This is a genomic window from Mesorhizobium sp. M9A.F.Ca.ET.002.03.1.2 (assembly GCF_003952365.1).
In the GTDB taxonomy this organism is placed as follows: Bacteria; Pseudomonadota; Alphaproteobacteria; order Rhizobiales; family Rhizobiaceae; genus Mesorhizobium.
Genome location: NZ_CP034443.1, coordinates 2,327,039 through 2,345,662 on the forward strand (window position 1 = coordinate 2,327,039; position 18,624 = coordinate 2,345,662).

Annotated in this window: 16 protein-coding genes and 1 tRNA gene; 10 read left to right on the forward strand and 7 right to left on the reverse strand. The window is 62.7% G+C overall.

The annotated features are described in order from the left end of the window. Positions 1-33: 33 nt before the first annotated feature. Positions 34-1,023 (forward strand): LysR family transcriptional regulator, encoded by a 990-nt coding sequence (locus tag EJ066_RS11445; RefSeq protein WP_126037872.1) that lies wholly within the window; start codon positions 34-36, stop codon positions 1,021-1,023. 4 nt (positions 1,024-1,027) lie between these two features. On the opposite strand, the gene EJ066_RS11450 is transcribed toward EJ066_RS11445, so the two are convergent. Together EJ066_RS11450 and EJ066_RS11455 are read right to left on the reverse strand one after the other, a co-directional pair. Next, positions 1,028-1,101: transfer RNA gene (locus EJ066_RS11450), tRNA-Gly, on the reverse strand. Between the two features lie 60 nt (positions 1,102-1,161). Then, on the reverse strand, positions 1,162-3,033 hold the full coding sequence (locus EJ066_RS11455; protein ID WP_126037875.1) for an acyltransferase family protein: 1,872 nt from the start codon (positions 3,031-3,033) through the stop codon (positions 1,162-1,164). Between the two features lie 272 nt (positions 3,034-3,305). Here EJ066_RS11455 and EJ066_RS11460 point away from each other — a divergent pair, with 272 nt between their 5' ends. Next, positions 3,306-3,569, forward strand: a complete 264-nt coding sequence (locus EJ066_RS11460) for a DUF6460 domain-containing protein (protein ID WP_126037878.1) — start codon at positions 3,306-3,308, stop codon at positions 3,567-3,569. Between the two features lie 111 nt (positions 3,570-3,680). Here the strand turns inward: EJ066_RS11460 and EJ066_RS11465 are convergent, their stop codons facing one another. After that, positions 3,681-4,583, reverse strand: a complete 903-nt coding sequence (locus EJ066_RS11465; RefSeq protein WP_126037881.1) for a histone deacetylase — start codon at positions 4,581-4,583, stop codon at positions 3,681-3,683. A 112-nt stretch (positions 4,584-4,695) separates the two neighbouring features. On the opposite strand from EJ066_RS11465, the gene EJ066_RS11470 reads away from it, so the two are divergent. Both EJ066_RS11470 and EJ066_RS31285 read left to right on the forward strand, forming a co-directional pair. After that, positions 4,696-6,060: an MATE family efflux transporter gene (locus EJ066_RS11470; protein WP_245455119.1), complete on the forward strand. Its 1,365-nt coding sequence runs from the start codon at positions 4,696-4,698 to the stop codon at positions 6,058-6,060. A gap of 83 nt (positions 6,061-6,143) precedes the next feature. Next, a complete protein-coding gene (locus EJ066_RS31285; protein ID WP_189644477.1) occupies positions 6,144-6,308 on the forward strand; it encodes a hypothetical protein in 165 nt (54 codons plus the stop codon). A 106-nt stretch (positions 6,309-6,414) separates the two neighbouring features. On the opposite strand, the gene EJ066_RS11475 is transcribed toward EJ066_RS31285, so the two are convergent. Together EJ066_RS11475 and EJ066_RS11480 are read right to left on the reverse strand one after the other, a co-directional pair. Continuing rightward, complete coding sequence (locus EJ066_RS11475; protein WP_126037885.1) at positions 6,415-7,491, reverse strand: quinone-dependent dihydroorotate dehydrogenase; 1,077 nt, start codon at positions 7,489-7,491, stop codon at positions 6,415-6,417. Then, complete coding sequence (locus tag EJ066_RS11480) at positions 7,488-7,838, reverse strand: DUF952 domain-containing protein (RefSeq protein WP_126037888.1); 351 nt, start codon at positions 7,836-7,838, stop codon at positions 7,488-7,490. The genes EJ066_RS11475 and EJ066_RS11480 overlap by 4 nt, the downstream gene beginning before the upstream one ends. Before the next feature lie 168 nt (positions 7,839-8,006). On the opposite strand from EJ066_RS11480, the gene EJ066_RS11485 reads away from it, so the two are divergent. Both EJ066_RS11485 and EJ066_RS11490 read left to right on the forward strand, forming a co-directional pair. After that, positions 8,007-8,444, forward strand: coding sequence for a hypothetical protein (locus tag EJ066_RS11485; protein WP_126037891.1), 438 nt, complete (start codon positions 8,007-8,009; stop codon positions 8,442-8,444). 122 nt (positions 8,445-8,566) lie between these two features. Then, on the forward strand, positions 8,567-9,226 hold the full coding sequence (locus EJ066_RS11490; RefSeq protein WP_126043827.1) for a response regulator transcription factor: 660 nt from the start codon (positions 8,567-8,569) through the stop codon (positions 9,224-9,226). Positions 9,227-9,259: 33 nt separating this feature from the next. Here EJ066_RS11490 and EJ066_RS11495 read toward each other — a convergent pair whose 3' ends face one another. Then, positions 9,260-12,748, reverse strand: coding sequence for a PAS domain-containing hybrid sensor histidine kinase/response regulator (locus tag EJ066_RS11495; protein ID WP_126043828.1), 3,489 nt, complete (start codon positions 12,746-12,748; stop codon positions 9,260-9,262). A gap of 223 nt (positions 12,749-12,971) precedes the next feature. Between EJ066_RS11495 and mscL the strand changes: the two genes are divergently transcribed. Further along, complete coding sequence (gene mscL / locus EJ066_RS11500; RefSeq protein ID WP_126037894.1) at positions 12,972-13,391, forward strand: large conductance mechanosensitive channel protein MscL; 420 nt, start codon at positions 12,972-12,974, stop codon at positions 13,389-13,391. Between the two features lie 111 nt (positions 13,392-13,502). Beyond that, positions 13,503-14,672 carry a pyridoxal phosphate-dependent aminotransferase gene (locus tag EJ066_RS11505; protein WP_126037897.1) on the forward strand — a complete coding sequence of 390 codons (1,170 nt, stop codon included), beginning with the start codon at positions 13,503-13,505 and terminating at the stop codon, positions 14,670-14,672. 54 nt (positions 14,673-14,726) lie between these two features. Here EJ066_RS11505 and hemA read toward each other — a convergent pair whose 3' ends face one another. Beyond that, positions 14,727-16,004, reverse strand: coding sequence for a 5-aminolevulinate synthase (gene hemA, locus EJ066_RS11510; protein WP_126037900.1), 1,278 nt, complete (start codon positions 16,002-16,004; stop codon positions 14,727-14,729). A 267-nt stretch (positions 16,005-16,271) separates the two neighbouring features. On the opposite strand from hemA, the gene galE reads away from it, so the two are divergent. Both galE and EJ066_RS11520 read left to right on the forward strand, forming a co-directional pair. Next, on the forward strand, positions 16,272-17,267 hold the full coding sequence (gene galE, locus EJ066_RS11515; RefSeq protein ID WP_126037903.1) for a UDP-glucose 4-epimerase GalE: 996 nt from the start codon (positions 16,272-16,274) through the stop codon (positions 17,265-17,267). 105 nt (positions 17,268-17,372) lie between these two features. After that, on the forward strand, positions 17,373-18,623 hold the full coding sequence (locus EJ066_RS11520; RefSeq protein ID WP_126037906.1) for a D-amino acid dehydrogenase: 1,251 nt from the start codon (positions 17,373-17,375) through the stop codon (positions 18,621-18,623). Position 18,624 lies beyond the last annotated feature (1 nt).

An 18,624-nucleotide genomic window follows, 5' to 3' on the forward strand; every position in this document is an offset into this window, starting at 1 on the left:
GGCCGGCCACGAGCGTGGGAGTAAACGGAGATCATGGCGGCGTTGCGGAATTCTGGCGGGCTTTCAGACGGTTACGAAGGAATTCCAGGTAACGGCGAGACCCTGCTGCGCAGCGGCCTCAGCCTGCGTCACATGCGCATGATCGCAGCCCTCGACGACCATGGCCGGGTGAGTGCGGCGGCCCAGGTCATGAACATTTCGCAGCCCGCCGCCTCGCGCATGATCGCCGAGATGGAGGCGGTGCTCGACGTGAAGCTGTGCGAAAGACTGCCGCGCGGCATCACGTTGACGCCTTATGGCAAGGCGTTAGCGAGGCGCGCGCGTTCGATACTGCTCGAGATGCGTGAGGTCGACCGCGAGATATCCGAGCTCAAGGCGGGCAAGGGCGGTTCGGTGTTCCTGGGTGCTGTGACGGCGCCGGCGATCGAGCTTGCCGTACCGGCGATCCGCGAAATCCGGCGCATCTATCCGCGCATCGAGATCACCATGCAGGTCGAGACCTCCAATGTGCTGGCGCGCGAGCTGATCGCCACGCGTCACGATTTCATCATCGCGCGCATCCCCGACGACCTCAATCCACGGCTGTTCGAGGCCCGCGTCATCGGCGTCGAAAAAGCCTGCCTGATCGTGCGCCGCGGCCACCCGCTCACCAAAGGCAAGGCGGTGCGGTTGGAGGAGACCGCCGCCTACGACTGGGTTTTCCAGTCGGGCGGCTCGCCGCTGCGCCAAGCGATGGAAAGCAATTTCCTGAACCGCAACATCGCGTTGCCGGACCGCATCCTCAACACCAGCTCCCTGCTCCTGACCCTGGTCATGGTCGCGCAGTCGGACGCCATCGCGCCGGTGTCGGTCCAGGTGGCGAAATTCATCCAGAACCCCGAAGGGCTGGCCGGCGCCATCGACGTCGTCCAGACAGAGTTCGACATCGAAGTCAGGCCCTACAGCCTGATCACCGTGAAGAACCGCGTGCTGTCGCCGGCGGCCAAGATGCTGCACGACTTCATTTTAAGGGAGGTGGGCTGAAGGCTGGAGCGGGTAGCGGGAATCGAACCCGCGCGTTCAGCTTGGGAAGCTGACAAGCTACCATTACATCATACCCGCGCAGCAGCCTCGTTACCACGCAAGCCGGCGTTCGGGCAATCGTTAAGCGCGCCCAACCCGTTACTCCGTCGTGGCAAGGGCGTTGTCAGCGGCAAAAGCCGGCCAGTATTTCGAAATCGCCAGCGTGGCCCCGATCGAAGAGAAGTGGCCATAGTCGAAATAGAGAAACTGACCCGCGTCGGTATAGGAGCAGCGTCCTGCGCTGCAGAGGAATTTCAGCGGATCGATGAAGGTGGCGCCTTTGGTGAATGAGCGCACACGCTCGTTGATGTCGGGATCCATGGCCATTGGCCAGGATGTATCGTCGAGATTTTCGCGCTTTGCGAAGAACGCAATTTTCCGAACGTCGGTTATGAACTGCGGAGACTGGCCGATGACGAACACGCGCACGCCCATGCCGCCAAGCGTATCGATCGTTTGCTGGAGGCCGTCGAAACTTCTGGCCTCGTAGTCGGTCCACCGACCGCTGAGCACAACCGTCTTGATGCCGACGTCCCGGATGACCTTCAGAGCCCGCTGATTGAACCGCTTACAATCCGGGCGCGCATAGGAGAAGTAGGAGAGAATCGGCGGGCAGCCTGCGTAGGTATATTCCACGATGTTGGCTTGAAGGTGATTTACGTTGGCCTCCAGGCCTGAAACATAGTGGGCGGCGAACGAGTCGCCCCACAGCAAGACGGTCGTAGGAAAGCCGCTGGTGAGCGTGCAGTCCTTGATATTCCAGCTTTCGATCCGGCTGGAGCCCTCGTTGAAACAGATGCCGTTACGCCAGTCCCCGACAGGAATCCGTTGCTGGGCATAGTCGGGGAAGCGTTGCGGGAAGCCGTTGCCGAGCGCCCCGGCCACCCCGCCAACGCAAAGGAGAGCGATCGCGCCCGCTGAAAAGGCGAAGATCGGTGCCGGGGCGGTGAAGGCCCTTTTCTGCCGAAACGGCTGCTCGATGTACTTCCAGGAGAATGCAGCCAGTGCGAAGCTTGCAACCGTCATCGCGACGGTCACCGACGGGTCCAGTTTTTGCAATGAAAGATAGTGCGCGAACGCATTGATCGGCCAGTGAACGAGATACAACGAATACGAGATGAGACCGATCCAGACCAGCGGTCGGACTTCGAGTATGCGGGTAACCATCACCGAGGGGGTGTTTTGGCCAACATAGATAAGGAGGGCCGTCCCCAGGCACGGATACAAGGCGTTATAGCCCGGGAACGGATCGCTCTCCGAAATCGTGAAGAATCCGATGGCGAGAAGGCCAAATCCGGCCAACCCGACCAGTTCCATAAGAAACCGGTTGCTCAAGGGAGGGGGCCGTTTCAGCATGAGCACGGCGCCCAGCATAAGTTCCCAGATCCGTGTCGGCAGCAGGTAGAAACCCGCATTTGGCGCCAGCCATGTCGCCATGATCGCCAGCACGAAGCTGCCGAGAATGATCGGCAGCAGTATCATCAGCCAGCGCTTCGCAAAATAGCGATAGATCAGGAACATCAGGATTGGGGCGAAGATGTAGTACTGTTCCTCGACCGAAAGCGACCACGTGTGCAAAAGCGGTCGGAGCTCGGCATCGATGGAGAAGTAGTTTGACGTTTTCCAAAAGTAGATGTTCGACCAGAACGTCGAGGCCGCTATGACGCTGAGACTGAATTCGTGCAGATCCGACGGCAGAAGAATGAACAAGGCTGCAATGGATGCGAGAAGCGTGACAAAGATCAAAGCCGGCAGAATGCGCCGGGCACGCCGCCAGTAGAAGCTGACGATCGAAAACCGGCCGCGTTCAAGGTCGTCCAGAAGGCTTCCGGTGATCAGGTAGCCAGATATGACGAAGAAGATATCGACGCCGGTAAAGCCGCCGGGAATTGCCGAAATTCCGAAATGGAAGAGTACAACCGGCAGTACCGCAACGGCCCGAAGGCCATCGATATCGCGCCTGTACTTCATTCAATAAGTCCTGTGTTCGCAGATTGCGGCAAGACAGCACAGTCCATCCATAACCGGGCGATACGAGTATGTCCGGCAGATCGATATCAACTGGTTACCCTCTGTCCAATTTTGCTGCACTGCAACATAAGTGTCAAGACTGGCGAGCAGACAATCCGGCAAACCGCCGTCCGGGGCAACTGGATTCGGCGGCCGCCTTGATGCTAGCGCGGCAAGTGCGTATTTCTGGACCTGTACCCGAAGAATCGGGCAACCGAATCTGGAGACAGGCCTTGTCCGCACTGACGCGCTTTCTCGGCGATACGCCGCTCCGGGTGATCCTGAAGCTGCTGGTGGTGTCATTCCTCGTCGGTCTCGTCATGAACGCCTTCGGCTGGTCGCCGATGGATGTGCTTTACGGCATCCGGGGATTCTTTGTCGACCTCTGGAATCTGGGCTTCCGCGCCATCGACCGTTTCCTCGGCTATATTCTGCTAGGCGCGGCGATCGTCGTTCCGGTTTTCATCTTGCTCAGGATCGCCAACTACCGCAAATAAAGCATGGCCCGGACCGAAGGTCCGCGTCAGGATCATGCCCAAGCGGCAAGGCATGATCCCGAAAAGTGGAAACCGGTTTGCGGAAAGGATCATGCCCAAACGACAAGGCTATCAGGCGAAGCCTGAAGCCACTTCGAACAGGATGGCATGGCGCGCGGCGAGGGTCGCCACGTCAGTCGAATAGCCACCGCCGATAACGCCGCAGACCGGGATGCCGAGGGCGCGGAAATAACGGATCACCATGTTGTCGCGGGCCTGCACCCCGTCGTTCGACAGCGACAACCTGCCAAGCCGGTCCTCGGCATGGATGTCGACCCCTGCATTGTAGAAAGCGATGTCCCAGCGCGCCCAGGCGGTGAGTTCCGGCAGGATGCCGCCCAGCCGTTGGAGATAGGCAGCATCGCCGGTGCCGTCGGGCAGCGCGATGTCGAGGTCGGAGGCGATCTTGCGCGCCGGATAGTTGCGGTCGCCATGCATGGAAAAGGTGAACACGCGCGGCTCGTCGCCGAGAATGTCCGCCGTGCCGTCGCCCTGATGCACGTCGAGATCGACGATCAGAATGTTGCGGGCGACAGCTTCGGCAAGCAGCACTAGTGCGGCCACGGCAACATCGTTGAAGGTGCAGAAGCCGGCGCCTTGCGCGCGTCGCGCGTGATGGCTGCCGCCGGCGGTGTTGCAGGCAATACCGTTCAGCAACGCTAGCCGCGCCGCCAGTACCGTGCCGCCCGTTGCGAGCTGCGCCCTGAGCGAGACGCGCGGGCTCACCGGAAAGCCGATCTCGCGCTCGATTTTTGCAGGCACTTCACAAGCCAGAACCTGGTCGACATAGCCGGCGGCATGGGCAAGCTTCAGCCATGACGCCGGCGCCGGTTCGGGCACGTTGAGTGCGGCGGGCCCAGCCAGTCCGCGCGCGCCCAGCGCTTCCATCAGCAGCTTGTATTTGCTCATCGGGAAGCGATGGTTGACGGCGAAGCCGGCGTCGTAGTCGGGATGATGGACGATCTGCAGGGGCATGAGGTGGTGTCCGACAGGCCTGCGCCAGCTCTGGAATTCGGTTGGCCGCGGCGCGATGAGTTGTTGCGCGGCTTCCGGAAACTGGGGCACATCGGCTGTTCGATCAAGCCGCATGGGAAAGCGGATCCTGGACCAGGTATCAGCAACGGCCAACAGCCGGCCCTTCATCGTCACCAACCGCTCGGTGCTCGCCATCGCGGTGCCGATGACGCTCGCCTATCTGACGACGCCGCTGCTCGGCATTGTCGACACCGCGGTGATCGGGCAGTTCGGCGACGCTGCCCTTCTCGGTGGCTTGGCGGCGGGCGCCCTGGTCTTCGACGTCGTCTTCACCTCCTTCAATTTCTTGCGCTCCGGCACCACCGGCCTTGTCGCCCAGGCGGTCGGACGCGGCGACGAACTGGAGGAACAAGCGGTGTTCTGGCGCGCCATGCTGATAGCCTTCGTCGCCGGCATTGTGCTTGCCGCACTTGCACCACTGGTCGCCATCGCCGGGCAATGGTTCATGAGCGCCGAGCCGCGCGTCAGCGAGGCGATGGCGCTCTATATCCGCATCAGGCTGCTCGCCGCACCATTCTCGCTGATCAACTACGCCATCCTCGGCTACGTGCTGGGGCGTGGCGAGGGCGGGCTGGGACTGATGCTGCAACTGGTGTTGAACGGCATCAACATCGCGCTCTGCATCCTGCTCGGGCTGAAGCTCGGCTGGGGCGTTTCCGGTGTCGCCTGGGCCACCGTCGCCGGCGAATTCGTCGCAATGCTGCTCGGCCTGGCGATCGTCATCAGGCGTTTCCGGGCAGTACCTCGCCTGCCGCGCCATCGCCTCCTCGACCTGGCGGCATTCCTGCGCATGCTGTCGCTCAACCGCAACATCATGATCCGGTCGTTTTCGCTGCTCGCCGCCTTCGCGCTGTTCACCCGCCAAGGCGCACAATTCGGCACGGTGACGTTGGCCGCCAACGCGGTGCTGATGAATTTCTTTCTCATCGCCGGCTATTTCCTCGACGGTTTCGCCACGGCGGCCGAACAGCTTGCCGGACGGGCTATCGGCGCGCGTGCCGCCGTGCAATTCCGCCAGGCGGTGCGGCTGACCCTGTTGTGGGGCTTCGGGCTGGCGGCCACGGCGACGCTTGTCCTTTTGCTGGGCGGTACTGATCTGGTCGCCCTGATCACGACCTCAAAAGACGTTCGCGCCGTTGCCGACATCTATCTGCCCTGGGCGGCGTTCACCGCGCTCAGCGGCGTGCTGGCGTTTCAGATGGATGGCGTCTTCATCGGCGCGACCTGGTCGCGCGACATGCGCAACATGATGCTCGTGTCATTCCTCGTCTTCTGCGCGGCGCTGCTGATCTTGGCGCCGGCGTTCGGCAATCACGGCCTGTGGGCGGCGCTGCATGTCTTCCTGCTGGTGCGCGGCTTCAGCCTGCTGGCCATATTGCGGCTGCGGGTGCGGACCGCGTTCCAGGCCGTGTCCTGAGCGTCGCCGACGCGCTTGCACTTCGGGTCGATTTCGTTACGTTTTCCAGCAGCCCGATCACCAATTCGTTCCGGGGAAAGCTTGTGCGAAGTTACCTGCCATATGTCTTGGGCGCGGCGCTGGGGCTGCTCGTCGCGTTCATCCTCTCCGCAATTTTCGACGTCGGCGGAACGCCCCAGTTACTGCTTTTTGGGTTGTTGCCTGCCATCGGCGGCGCCATCTGCGAGCGGACCGTCAGTCGCAATTGACCACGGTCGCACGAGCGCAGATGCGTCTCGAACCGGGACATTGGGCTTTTTAGCGCAGTTTATAAAAACAAGCGCCTCGCATGAATCCGTTCAAACGCGATGCGCTTTAGAGTTGCTTCGACGCCCAGAAGTCGAGGCGGCTGTCACGTAGATCTCGGACGGATTTGAGCCGCTCTTTTTCCACAAAACGGATCATCCCGGAAAGAATGCGGCCCGGCAGCGAAGGCCCGGCATAGATCATGCCGGTGTAGAGCTGGACGAGATCGGCGCCGGCGCGGATCTTCTCCAGTGCCGTCTCAGCGGAATCGACGCCGCCGACGCCGACGATGGCGCGGTCCGGGCCAAGCAATTTCCGCATTTTGGCCAGCACGATGGTCGAGCGCTCGAACAAAGGTTTTCCCGAAAGCCCTCCGGCCTCGCGAGCAACGCCGGCGCTGCGCAGCAGAGGCCGGGAAATGGTGGTGTTGGAGACAATGATGCCGTCTATCTGCTTCTCGGTAACCTCGGCAGCGATGTCCTTGAGCTCGGGTTCGACCAGGTCCGGCGCGATTTTCAGGAAAATCGGCGGTTTCACTGATACCGCCGATCGCGCTGCGATGACCCGGGACAAAAGCTCGCCAAGCTGTTCGCGCGCCTGCATGTTGCGCAGGCCGGGCGTGTTCGGCGAGGAGATGTTGACCGTCAGATAGGAGGCGTGCGGCGCAAACCTGACAATGCCGCGCTCATAGTCACTGACGCGGTCGGTGCTGTCCTTGTTGGCGCCGATATTGACGCCGACGATGCCAGCGCGGCCTTTGCGGGCGGCGAGCCGTTTTTCGGCCGCTTCGTGACCCTCATTGTTGAAGCCCAGCCGGTTGATCACTGCTTCGTCCGATGTCAGCCGGAAAATGCGCGGCTTCGGGTTGCCAGCCTGCGGCAGCGGCGTGATCGTGCCGACCTCGGCAAAGCCGAAGCCGAGGCCGAGCAATGCATCCGGAACGTCGGCGTTCTTGTCGTAGCCGGCGGCCATGCCGAGCGGATTGGGGAAATCGATGCCGCAGACGCTGACAGTCAGCCTATCGTCGCGCACGGGGCGCCGGGCGACCGGCAGCCCGCATTTCAGCGCTGCGATCGACAGGCCGTGGGCTGTTTCCGGATCAAATGTGAACAGGAACTTCTGGCCGAGCCGGTCGAGCACGCTCATTCGGCCTCCAGCATCGGGAATTGGTGCAGTCCATCGGTGCCAAGCGGCAATGGCTGCACCCAGACGACGGCCTCGAGGTCGAGCGGGCCGTAAAGATGCGGGAACAGCGCGCCGCCGCGCGAGACCTCGTATTTCAGCGCATCATCCAGTTTTGCCCCATCGATGGCGACCAGCAGCAGCCCGGTCTGGCCGGCAAAGTGTTTTGCCGCCGTTTCCCTGGCCTGGTCGCCCGAGGAAAAATGGATGAAGCCGTCGGCGGCATCGACAGGCGCGCCGATGAAGCGGCCATTTCTTTCGGCCTCACGCCACAGCGCTTCAGGCACTATCTTGTAGATAATCTGAGACATGGTTCCGCTATAGTCCGAACCAACCATGCGGGGAAGGGGCAAGCAGGTTCCGGAAAAGTGTCATACGGTTTTCCGACAAGAACCTGCGTCAGGATAAAAGGCAGAGTTCTTCCCCATTTCCGGCGCAAATATGCGATAGATTGCGCTTACTGGCTCATGGAGGACAATATGCGTCCGCAGCACGTCTTGATCCCCGCAGCACTCGTCTCGCTCGTCGCGGCATCATCTTTTTCCGCGGAAGCGGACCGCTACCGTCTGGAAAAGTCGGCCAACGGCTATGTTCGCATGGACACGCAGACCGGGGCGATGTCGATCTGCGAGGAGCGCGCCGGCCAGCTCGTCTGCAAGATGGCGGCCGACGAACGCGCCGCCTTCCAGGACGAGATCGACCGGCTGGAGAGTTCGGTGAAGGCGCTCGACGAGCGCGTCGTCAAGCTAGAAAACTCGCTGTCCGCCCGCTTCGAATCGACCTTGCCCAGCGAGGAGGATTTCAACAAGACGATGAGCTACATGGAGCGCTTCCTGCGCGGCTTCATGGGCATCGTCAAGGATATGGAAGAGGACAGCGGCGAGGATGGCGCCAGGCCCAATTCGCAAAAGACCTGAGCACGTTCACCGGGGAAAACCCGGCCCATGACCTTTATGCTTGAAAATGGCTGATATCGCCGCATAATCGTTCGACTGATCCCGCAAGAAGCAGACAATCAATGGGATTCGGGGAGGGACATGTGCCGTCAGGCTACACTTTCGTCATCGCCGACGACCATCCGCTTTTTCGCGGCGCGCTGAGAGAGGCGCTTGCCGGCATCGGCAACGTCGCCGGCATTCACGAGGCCGGCGATTTCGAAAGCGCCAAGGCGTTGGTTGCGGCCAATGAGGATGTCGATCTGGTGCTGCTCGACTTGTCCATGCCGGGCGCGAGCGGCCTTTCCGGTCTGATCTCGCTGCGCGGCATCCATCCGACGGTGCCGCTGGTGGTGGTGTCGGCGCATGACGACCCGGTGACCATCCGTCGCGCGCTCGATCTCGGCGCTTCGGGTTTCATCTCCAAATCGGCCAGCATGGAGGAGATCCGCGGCGCCGTGCAGTCGGTGCTTGCCGGCGACATCGCCGCGCCCACCGGCATCGATCTCGGCGTCGAGCGCGATCCCGAGATCTCCGATCTGATCAAGCGGCTGCAGGCGCTGACGCCGCAGCAGACGCGTGTGCTCGGCATGCTGGCCGAAGGACTGCTCAACAAGCAGATCGCCTACGAACTCGGCGTCTCCGAAGCGACGATCAAGGCCCATGTCTCGGCCATCCTGCAGAAACTTGGCGTCGACAGCCGCACCCAGGCGGTAATCCTGCTGTCCAAGATCGGCAGCGACCCGCTGCCGGCAGCGGGCTGACCTCGGCATCCGGTCTACAGAAAGATATGACCGCTACTCGGCAGCCGACGCCAGCGGCCTGACCCTGGCCATCATCGACCGCAGCACCGCTGGTTTGAGCGGCTTGTTGATCACCGGCACGTCGAGCCTGCCGGCAGCAGTGCGCACCTCGCTCGAGCGGTCGGCGGTGACCAGCACGGCCGGCAGGTCCTGGCCGTGGATCGCGCGTAGTTTAGCAATCATTTCGAGACCGGTCTCGCCGTCGAGATGATAGTCGGCAAGCACGATGTCGGGGCGATGCATGCTGGAGCCCTCAAGATCATCTGAGCCGGAAAAAGTGTCGACGCTGCAGCCCCAGCCCTCGAGCAGCAGCCGCATGCCGCCGAGGATGCGGGCGTCATTGTCGATGCAGAGCACGCGCAGCCCGGCAAGCGAAGCCGCGGCGCGGACGGGCGCCTTCGCCTCGACCTCGCGCCGCGGCTCCTGCACCGTCGCGACCGGCAGGATGACGGAGAAGCGCGTGCCCTTGCCGGGGTTCGAAAATATCCGGAGTTCGAGGCGCAAGACGCGAGCGATGCGGTCGACGATTGAAAGGCCGAGACCGAGGCCTTCAGCCTCGCGCGCGCCCTCGTCGAGCCGGGTGAATTCGTGAAAGACCGTGTTCAGCTTGTCGCCGGCAATGCCGATGCCGGTATCGATCACCTGTATCTCGGCCAATTCGCCGCGCCGCCGCACGCCGACCAGGATGCGGCCATGGCGGGTGTATTTGATGGCATTGGAGACGAGGTTCTGGATCAGGCGGCGCAACAGATTGCGGTCAGTCGTCACGCTGAGCGACGACGGCATGATCGTCAGGCCGAGTTTCTTCTCGGCGGCAAGCGGCTGGAAGTCGTTGCCGATCTGGCGCAGCAGTTCGTCCAGGCTGAAGACAGTGTCGTCCGGTTTCATCGCGCCGGCATCGAGACGGGAAATGTCGAGCACAGCGCCGAGAATGGTCTCGACTGATTCCAGCGAGGATTCGATGTTGATCGCGGCCCTGCCGGCAGGGCCCTTGCCGGCCTTTTCGATCAGCGATGAGCAATAAAGGCGGGCAGCGTTCAGCGGTTGCAGGATGTCATGACCGGCGGCAGCGAGGAAACGCGTCTTGCCGAGATTGGCCTCCTCCGCCAGCATCTGCGCCTGCGCCAGCTCCTCGTTGACACGGGTCAGTTCGACGGTGCGGTGCTTGACCCGTTGTTCCAGCGATTCATTGGCACGCTTCAGCGCCAGATCCTGCTCGACGCGACCTGAAATGTCGGCATAGGTGGCGACGATGCCGCCGTCCGGCATCGGGTTGGAGCGCAATTCCAGGATGCGGCCGCTGGTCTTCAGTTCCATCTGCCACGGGCTGACGAAACTGGTGAGGCGGTTGAGCATTGTTACCCGCTGATCTGCCGGAATGTCGCCACGCTCGGCAAGGTGGCGCAGAATGCGATCGAGCGAGACGCCGACCTGGCCCATCTCATCGGGCAGGTCGAACAGCGCCCGATACTGACGGTTCCAGCAGATCAGCCGGAAATCCCTGTCGAAGACGGTGATGCCTTGTTCCATCTGGTCGAGCGCGATCTGCAGCAGGTCGCGGTTGTGCTGCAGCGCCTCGGTGGCGTCGTCAAGCAGGCGGAAGGCATCCTTGGATTCGCGGTCGTTGCGGCGTAGGAGCAGCGACAGGATCAGCCGCGCCGAGGAGGAGCCGACGGCACTCGCCAGAAGCTGCTCGGAGAAGCGGATGACGTCCATGCTGGCCTGCTCGTTGCCGTGCAGCGAAGTGCCACTGCTCTCTTCGAACGACTGGAAGGACCGTTCGGTGCGTTCGACGCCAAGGTAGCGCGCGATGGTGTCCTTGAGATCGTTGACGGTGACGGTGGTCCGGAAGCGGCGCAGGCTCGGCATAGGGCTCGCCTCGCGCGGCACGAAAATCGACGCCTGGATGCGCTCCAGCGGCACCGACGCGCGTGACAGCGAGCCGAACACGAAGAACAGCGTGTTGATCGACAGGCTCCACAAGACGCCGTGGTTCAGGGGCTCGGCGACGGTGCCGAACAGCGCTTGTGGGCGCAATGCTTCGAAACCGAAAAGGCCGTGGACGACGATGCCGGTATCCGGCACGGCAAGCGAGGGGAGCAGCAGCGTGTAGCCCCAGACGACGATGCCGGCAACCATGCCGAGTACGGCGCCCCTGCCGTTGGCGCCGCGCCAGATCAGTCCGCCGATAAAGGCAGGCGCAAACTGCGCAATTGCGGCGAAGGACATCAGGCCGATGGACGAGAGCCGCGCGCTGTCGGTGCTCTCGCGATAGTAGAGGAAGGCGATGAACAGCATGATGAAGATCGCCGCCCGCCGCACGTTGAGGATGAGCGTCGACCAGTCCTCGTTCTCGGATGTCGTGGTCTTGAGGAGGCGGCGCACGAACAGCGGAATGACGAGGTCGTTGGAGATCATGATCGACAGCGCGACGCTTTCGACGATCACCATCGCGGTCGCCGCCGACAGACCGCCGATGAAGGCCGCCATGGCCAGCAAATCGTGACCGCTGAGCAGCGGCAGCGACAAGACGTAGAGGTCGCTGCTGGTTCTGGTGCCGACCAGCGCCAGGCCAGCGAGCGCGATCGGCAGCACGAAAAGGTTGATCGCCACCAGATAGAGCGGAAACACCCATGTCGCGGTGCGCAACTCGGCCTCGCTGCGGTTCTCGACGATGGTGACGTAGAACTGGCGCGGCAGCATGATGATGGCGAAACCGCTCAAACATGTCAGTACCAGCCAGGTTGCGAGCGACGTGCTGTAACCCATCGCTTGCTGCACTTGCGTGTTCTGGGCGAGCTTGTCGACCATATCGCCTGGCCCGCCGAAGATCAGGAAGGTCACCAGCAGGCCGATCGCCAGGAAGGCGGCGAGCTTGACCACGGTTTCGACCGCCACCGCCAGCATCAGCCCATCCTGGTGCTCGGTGGCGTCGGCGTGGCGCGTGCCGAACAGCACCGCAAACAGCGCAAGCAGCATGGCGACGACCAGCGAGATGTCGCTGACGAAGGGATCGAAGGACGGCGGCGAGCCGGTATAATGCTCGACCATCAGGCTGACCGAGCCGGAAATCGCCTTCAGCTGCAGCGCCATATAGGGCACCGCGCCGATCGTCGCGATCAGAGTGGCGATCGCCGCAACGGTAAAGCTCTTGCCGTAGCGGGCGCCGAGGAAATCCGCGATCGAGGTGATCTTCTCGGTCTTGGCCAGCCTGACGATGCGCCGAAGCAGCGGAAAGCCGAACACGAACACCAGCACCGGTCCGGTATAGATGCCGAGGAATTCGAGGCCGCGCTCGGAGGACAGCCCCACCGAACCGAAGAAGGTCCAGGAGGTGCAGTAAATGGCGAGACTGAGCGCATAGATGAAGGGCCGGGCCTGGCCAGGCCCGGATGTCGTCGAGCGCCGGTCGCCGAGGCTGGCGATGGCGAACAGCAACGTCACATAGGCGATCGCGATGATGACGATGAACCAGCCCTGCACGCCCTGGAAATCCTCCCTTGCCGATTTTTCACCCGGCCTGATGAGACGCAATCACAGCTTGGCGATCAAGTCCATCGCGGCTTTCGGCGCATGATGGCCGCGGCTGGGCAACCATGGCCGGTGGAAACCGGTCTTTTGCTTCTGTTGCAACCGCAGGTTTTTGCTATCTTGCCTTGGGGCGGCGCCGGACGGCTGGAAGTAGCACGTCATGAAGGAGGGTCGAATGCTGAAAGAATTCCAGGAGTTCATTTCCAGGGGCAATGTGATGGACCTGGCGGTCGGCGTCATCATCGGCGCTGCCTTCGGCAGAATCGTCGATTCGCTGGTCAACGACATCATCATGCCCTTCATCGGCGCCCTTGGAGGCGTCGATTTCTCAAACTATTTCATAGGTCTGTCGTCCGCGGTAAACGCAACCAACCTCGTCGACGCGCGCAAGCAAGGCGCGGTGTTTGCCTATGGTAACTTCATCACCGTGGCGCTGAATTTCATCATCCTCGCCTTCATCATCTTCCTGATGGTCAAGGCGGTGAACAATCTGCGCAAGCGGCTGGAAGCCGAGAAACCGCCTGCGCCTGCGGCTCCGCCGCCGGCCGACGTTGCGCTGCTTACCGAAATTCGCGATCTCCTTGCCAGGAAATAGTCCGAAGCCAGAGTCCCTGGACCAAAACCCCGGTCGTTTTCGGCCGGGGTTTTCTGTTTTCGCCTGTCGTAAAACACGCTAGCAGTCCAGAAGACGAAAACGGATTTATCCATGACCCTGATCGAGAATTTGCGCGCCGAGGCCCGGGCCGCGCCTGAAAGCGGCATTGTCGCCGTCATGAACCGCGGCCGCGGGCGCGACGGCATGATCCCGCTTTGGGCGGGCGAAGGCGACCTGCCGACGCCAGCCTTCATCACCGATGCCGCCGCCCGGGCGCTGGCCGGCGGCGAAACCTTCTATACCTGGCGGCAGAGGGGCATTCCCGAACTGCGACAGGCGCTCGCCCGCTATTACGTCAGGCATTTCGGCAAATCCTTCGTCGAGGAGGAATTCATCGTCACCGGTTCGGGCATGCAGGCCATCCAACTGGCGCTCGACGCGGTCGCCGGCAAGGGCGACGAGGTCGTCTATCTGTCGCCGGCCTGGCCGAATTTCGCCGCTGCCGCCGGCTTGGCAGGCGCCATCCCGGTCGCTGTCACGCTCGACCAGTCAGGCAATGGCTGGTCCTGCGACGTCGGCAAGATCGAGGCGGCGATCACGCCAAGGACAAAGGCGCTGTTCGTCAACACGCCGTCCAACCCGACCGGCTGGACCGCCGACAGGGAGACGCTGCAGGCGATCCTCGACCTTGCCCGCGCAAGGGGCCTGTGGATCATCGCCGACGAGATCTATTCGCTGTTCCACTACGGCGATAGTCGCGCGCCGTCCTTCATCGACATCATGGCCGACGAGGATCGCATCCTGTTCGTCAACAGTTTTTCCAAGAACTGGGCGATGACCGGCTGGCGGGTCGGCTGGATCAAGATCCATCCGTCGCTGCAGCAGGTGTTCGAGAATCTGGTCCAGTATTCGACCTCGGGCGTCGCCCAGTTCATGCAGCGTGGCGCGGTCGTCGCCCTCGATGAAGGCGACGCCTTCATCGTCGAGCAGGTGGAGCGGGCAAGGGCAGCGCGCGACCTGGTCTGCGCGATCCTCGCCGAGACTGGCAGGGCGCGCTTCACCGTACCGCAGGGCGCGTTCTATCTGTTCTTCGCGGTCGACGGTATCACCGATTCACGTGCTGCCGCCTTCGACATTGTCGACCGCGCCAATGTCGGCCTGGCACCCGGAACCGCATTCGGTCCCGGCGGCGAAGCCTTTTTCAGGCTGTGTTTCCACCGTCGTCTCGACCAGCTCGAGGAAGCGGCGCACCGGCTGGCGAAGTGGATCAGAACTGCTTGAGGCGAGTACGCTCCGGCGGGTAAGGTCGCCGTCGGAGCAGAGTTTCAAACGGCTTCAGCCGCCGGACTTCGGCACCAGCAACGGAATGACGCGGTCGCTCTCGGCTACCGAAGGCCGGCCGGCGGAGCCGTAAGGGATGCCCAAAGCATCCCAGGTCTCGACCAGCGCGTCCTGAAGTTCCGCGATCAGTTGATCCGAATGGAACGGCGTCGGCGTGATGCGCAGCCGTTCGGTGCCGCGCGGCACGGTCGGGTAGTTGATCGGCTGGATGTAGATGCCGTGGACGCCGAGCAGGCGGTCGCTGGCCATCTTGCAGAGTTCGGGATCGCCGACGAGCAGCGGAACGATGTGGGTGGCGGAGTCCATCACCGGCAAGCCGGCGGCGGCAAGGACATGCTTGGTCCGCGCGGCCTGGCGCTGCTGTGCGTCGCGCTCGGCCTGCGAGCGCTTCAGATGGCGGATCGACGTGGTCGCGGCGGCGGCGATGGCCGGCGGCAGCGCCGTGGTGAAGATGAAGCCCGGCGCATAGGAGCGCACGGCGTCGATCACGGCACTTGTGCCGGTGATATAGCCGCCGAGTGTGCCGAATGCCTTGGCCAGCGTACCTTCGATGATGTCGATACGGCCGGCCAGCCCTTCGCGCTCGGTGATACCGCCACCGCGCGGTCCGTACATGCCGACGGCATGGACCTCGTCGATATAGGTCATGGCGTTGTAGCGCTCGGCAAGCTCGACGATCTGCTTGATCGGCGCGATGTCGCCATCCATCGAATAGACGCTCTCGAAGACGATCAGCTTGGCACGCTCGCGGCCCGCCGCCTGTAGCAGGCTTTCGAGATGCGCAACGTCGTTATGGCGGAAGATCTTCTTCTCGGCGCCCGAACGCCGCACGCCTTCGATCATCGAGGCGTGATTGAGTTCGTCCGAGATGATCAGGCAGTTGGGCAGGAGTCGCGCAATGGTCGAGATCGAGGCTTCGTTGGAGACGAAGCCGGAGGTGAAGACCAATGCGGCTTCCTTGTCGTGCAGGTCGGCCAGCTCCAGTTCGAGCTCGACCAGCGGGTTGCTGGTGCCGGAAATGTTGCGGGTGCCACCGGCGCCAGATCCCATCTTGCCGGCGGCGTTCTGCATTGCCGTGATGACGTCGGGATGCTGGCCCATGCCGAGATAGTCGTTGGAGCACCAGACGGTGATTTCCTGGGCGCGGCCGTTGGCGCGCCAGATCGCGCGCGGGAATTTCCCTACGATGCGCTCGAGGTCGGCGAAGATGCGGTAGCGACGCTCTGCATGGAGCTGGTCGATCGCATCTTCGAAGAACCGCTGATAGTTCATTTCGGCTTCCCAATTTTTGCGTGGGATCATAATCACTGCCCTATTCGACGTCCACCTGGCCTTTTTGGTCAAAATGCCACGCCCCAAGCCTGTTCCTAACGACCACGGATCATGGCCTATTCCCTTGATGTGGATCAATTTTGTTTCAAGACGATGCCACGCGCCGATGAGACTGGTTACCGCAGGTACCAATGGCCTGGCGGCCGGCTTTCCAGTAAGGCGGATATTGAGACAGTTCCGATAAATCAGGAATAGCGAGGACATGGGATGACGGTTTTGGTGACAGGCGGTGCCGGCTATATCGGCAGTCACATGGTCTGGGAGCTGCTGGATGCTGGCGACAGTGTTGTCGTTCTCGACCGGCTTTCGACCGGTTTCGAATGGGCGGTGGCGCCCGAGGCGAAGCTGGTCGTCGGCGATGTCGCCGACAAGGAGCTGGTCGGTTCGATCATCCGCGACAATCATGTCGACGCGATCATCCATTTCGCCGGCTCCATCGTGGTTCCCGAATCGGTTGCCGACCCGCTCGGCTATTACGAGAACAACACCTGCAAGACGCGCACGCTGATCGAAACCGCGGTGCGCGAAGGCGTGCCCAATTTCATCTTTTCTTCGACCGCCGCCGTCTATGGCGGCGCTGGGCTGGAGCCGGTGCGCGAGGATGCCCGCCTTGCACCGGAATCGCCCTACGGCCTGTCCAAGCTGATGAGCGAATGGATGCTGCGCGACGCCGCAACCGCCTATGGCTTGCGCTATACGGCGCTGCGCTACTTCAACGTCGCCGGCGCCGACCCGAAGGGCCGCACCGGTCAGTCGACGCCGGGCGCCACGCATCTGATCAAGGTCGCCAGCGAGACGGCGCTCGGCAAGCGCCCCTTCATGCAGGTGTTCGGCACCGACTATCCGACACCCGACGGCACCTGCATGCGCGACTACATCCATGTCAGCGACCTGGCGGCGGCGCATCGGCTGGCGCTGGAGCGGCTGCGCGCCGGCGGAGCAAGCCTCGTTGCCAATTGCGGCTACAGCCACGGCTATTCGGTGCTCGAGGTGATCGACAGCGTGCGCCGCGTCTTCGGCGATGATTTCGAGGTGCGGATGGGCGAGCGCCGTCCAGGCGACGCCGCGGCGGTAGTCGCCAATTCGGAGCTGGCGCGCCGCGAGCTCGGCTGGACCCCGCAACGCGACGACCTCGACCTGATCGTCGCCGACGCGCTGGCCTGGGAGCGCATCCTGACCGGTAAGAATTCAGCGCGGAGCTGAGGCCAAGTTCTTAGGCTCGAAAGCCCCGCACAGAAGCGCTATTGAAGGAACTGCGCGGCGAAGCGTGAACGCATTTGGCCGCGTGTGACCTTTTGGGGGGGCGGCATGAGAATATTGGTGCTCGGAGCCGGTGTCGTCGGCACGGCAGCCGCCTATTATCTGGCCAGCGATGGCCACGAGGTCACGGTGATCGAGCGCCATCCGATGGCGGCGTGCGGCACCAGCCAGTCGAATGCCGGCCTGGTGTCGCCGGGCGACGCCACCGCCTGGGCTTCGCCCGCCGCATTGAGGACATTCCTGCGCGCGCTCTACAATCACGATCTCGGCATCAAGGTGCGGCTGCGCTTCGATCCTTATTTCTTCGCCTGGAGCTTGCGCTTCCTGCGCCAATGCACGCATGCGCGTTTGCGCGCCAACACCGACATCAAGCTGCGCCTGGCGCTCTATTCGCGCGACTGCATCAACGCCATCTCCGCCGACACCGGCATTCACTATGACGAGCGCAAGAAGGGCATCCTCTATTTCTTTCGCTCGCAGCAGAGTCTTGATACCGGCACCGACAATTACCGCTATCTTGCCCAACACGGTCTGCCGATCGAGATCGTCGGCCGCGACCGGCTGGTCGAACTCGAGCCCGGCCTTGCCGGAGCCAGGGACAAAATAGCCGGCGGCGTCTATTCGCCGATCGACCAGACCGGCGACTCCAACCAGTTCACCCGGAACCTCGCTGCCTATGCCGCCGAGAAACTCGGTGTTCGGTTTCTCTACGGTACGACGGTCGAAGGCCTCGACATCGAAGGCGACCGGGTGCGCGCGGTGACGACCTCGGCCGGCCCGATAGCCGGCGACGCCGTGGTCATCTCGATGGGGCCGGAAAGCGGCCTGCTCGGCCGCCGCTACGCCATCGATCTGCCGGTCTATCCGGTCAAGGGCTACACCGCGACGGTGCCGCTGGAGGACGACAGCAAGGGGCCGACCATGGGCGGCGCCGACGAGGATCAACTGATCGCCTATTCGCGGCTCGGCAACCGGCTGCGGCTCGCGTCGACCGCCGAATTCACCGGTTTCGACCGCACCCACAAGCCGAGCGATTTCGCCGCTATGTTCAGGACCGGCAAGGAGCTTTTTCCCGGCGCCTTCGATGAGAGCAAGGCCGAGCTCTGGGCCGGTCTGCGGCCGATGATGCCGAACTCGGTGCCGGTCATCGGCCAGGCACGCTACAGAAACCTCTATCTCGACACCGGCCACGGTCATGTCGGCTGGACCATGGCCTGCGGCTCGGGAAAATTCCTCGCCGATGTGGTCGCCGGCCGCAAGCCGGACATCGATCCGCAAGGGCTGGTCTACAGGGGCTAAA

Coding starts and splice junctions, on each gene's coding strand:
- galE (WP_126037903.1), top strand. CDS start 16,272: ATGACGGTTTTGGTGACAGGCGGTGCCGGCTATATCGGCAGTCACATG.
- EJ066_RS11505 (WP_126037897.1), top strand. CDS start 13,503: ATGACCCTGATCGAGAATTTGCGCGCCGAGGCCCGGGCCGCGCCTGAA.
- EJ066_RS11520 (WP_126037906.1), top strand. CDS start 17,373: ATGAGAATATTGGTGCTCGGAGCCGGTGTCGTCGGCACGGCAGCCGCC.
- hemA (WP_126037900.1), bottom strand. CDS start 16,004: ATGAACTATCAGCGGTTCTTCGAAGATGCGATCGACCAGCTCCATGCA.
- EJ066_RS11470 (WP_245455119.1), top strand. CDS start 4,696: ATGGGAAAGCGGATCCTGGACCAGGTATCAGCAACGGCCAACAGCCGG.
- mscL (WP_126037894.1), top strand. CDS start 12,972: ATGCTGAAAGAATTCCAGGAGTTCATTTCCAGGGGCAATGTGATGGAC.
- EJ066_RS11455 (WP_126037875.1), bottom strand. CDS start 3,033: ATGAAGTACAGGCGCGATATCGATGGCCTTCGGGCCGTTGCGGTACTG.
- EJ066_RS11445 (WP_126037872.1), top strand. CDS start 34: ATGGCGGCGTTGCGGAATTCTGGCGGGCTTTCAGACGGTTACGAAGGA.
- EJ066_RS11485 (WP_126037891.1), top strand. CDS start 8,007: ATGCGTCCGCAGCACGTCTTGATCCCCGCAGCACTCGTCTCGCTCGTC.
- EJ066_RS11475 (WP_126037885.1), bottom strand. CDS start 7,491: ATGAGCGTGCTCGACCGGCTCGGCCAGAAGTTCCTGTTCACATTTGAT.
- EJ066_RS11465 (WP_126037881.1), bottom strand. CDS start 4,583: ATGCCCCTGCAGATCGTCCATCATCCCGACTACGACGCCGGCTTCGCC.
- EJ066_RS11480 (WP_126037888.1), bottom strand. CDS start 7,838: ATGTCTCAGATTATCTACAAGATAGTGCCTGAAGCGCTGTGGCGTGAG.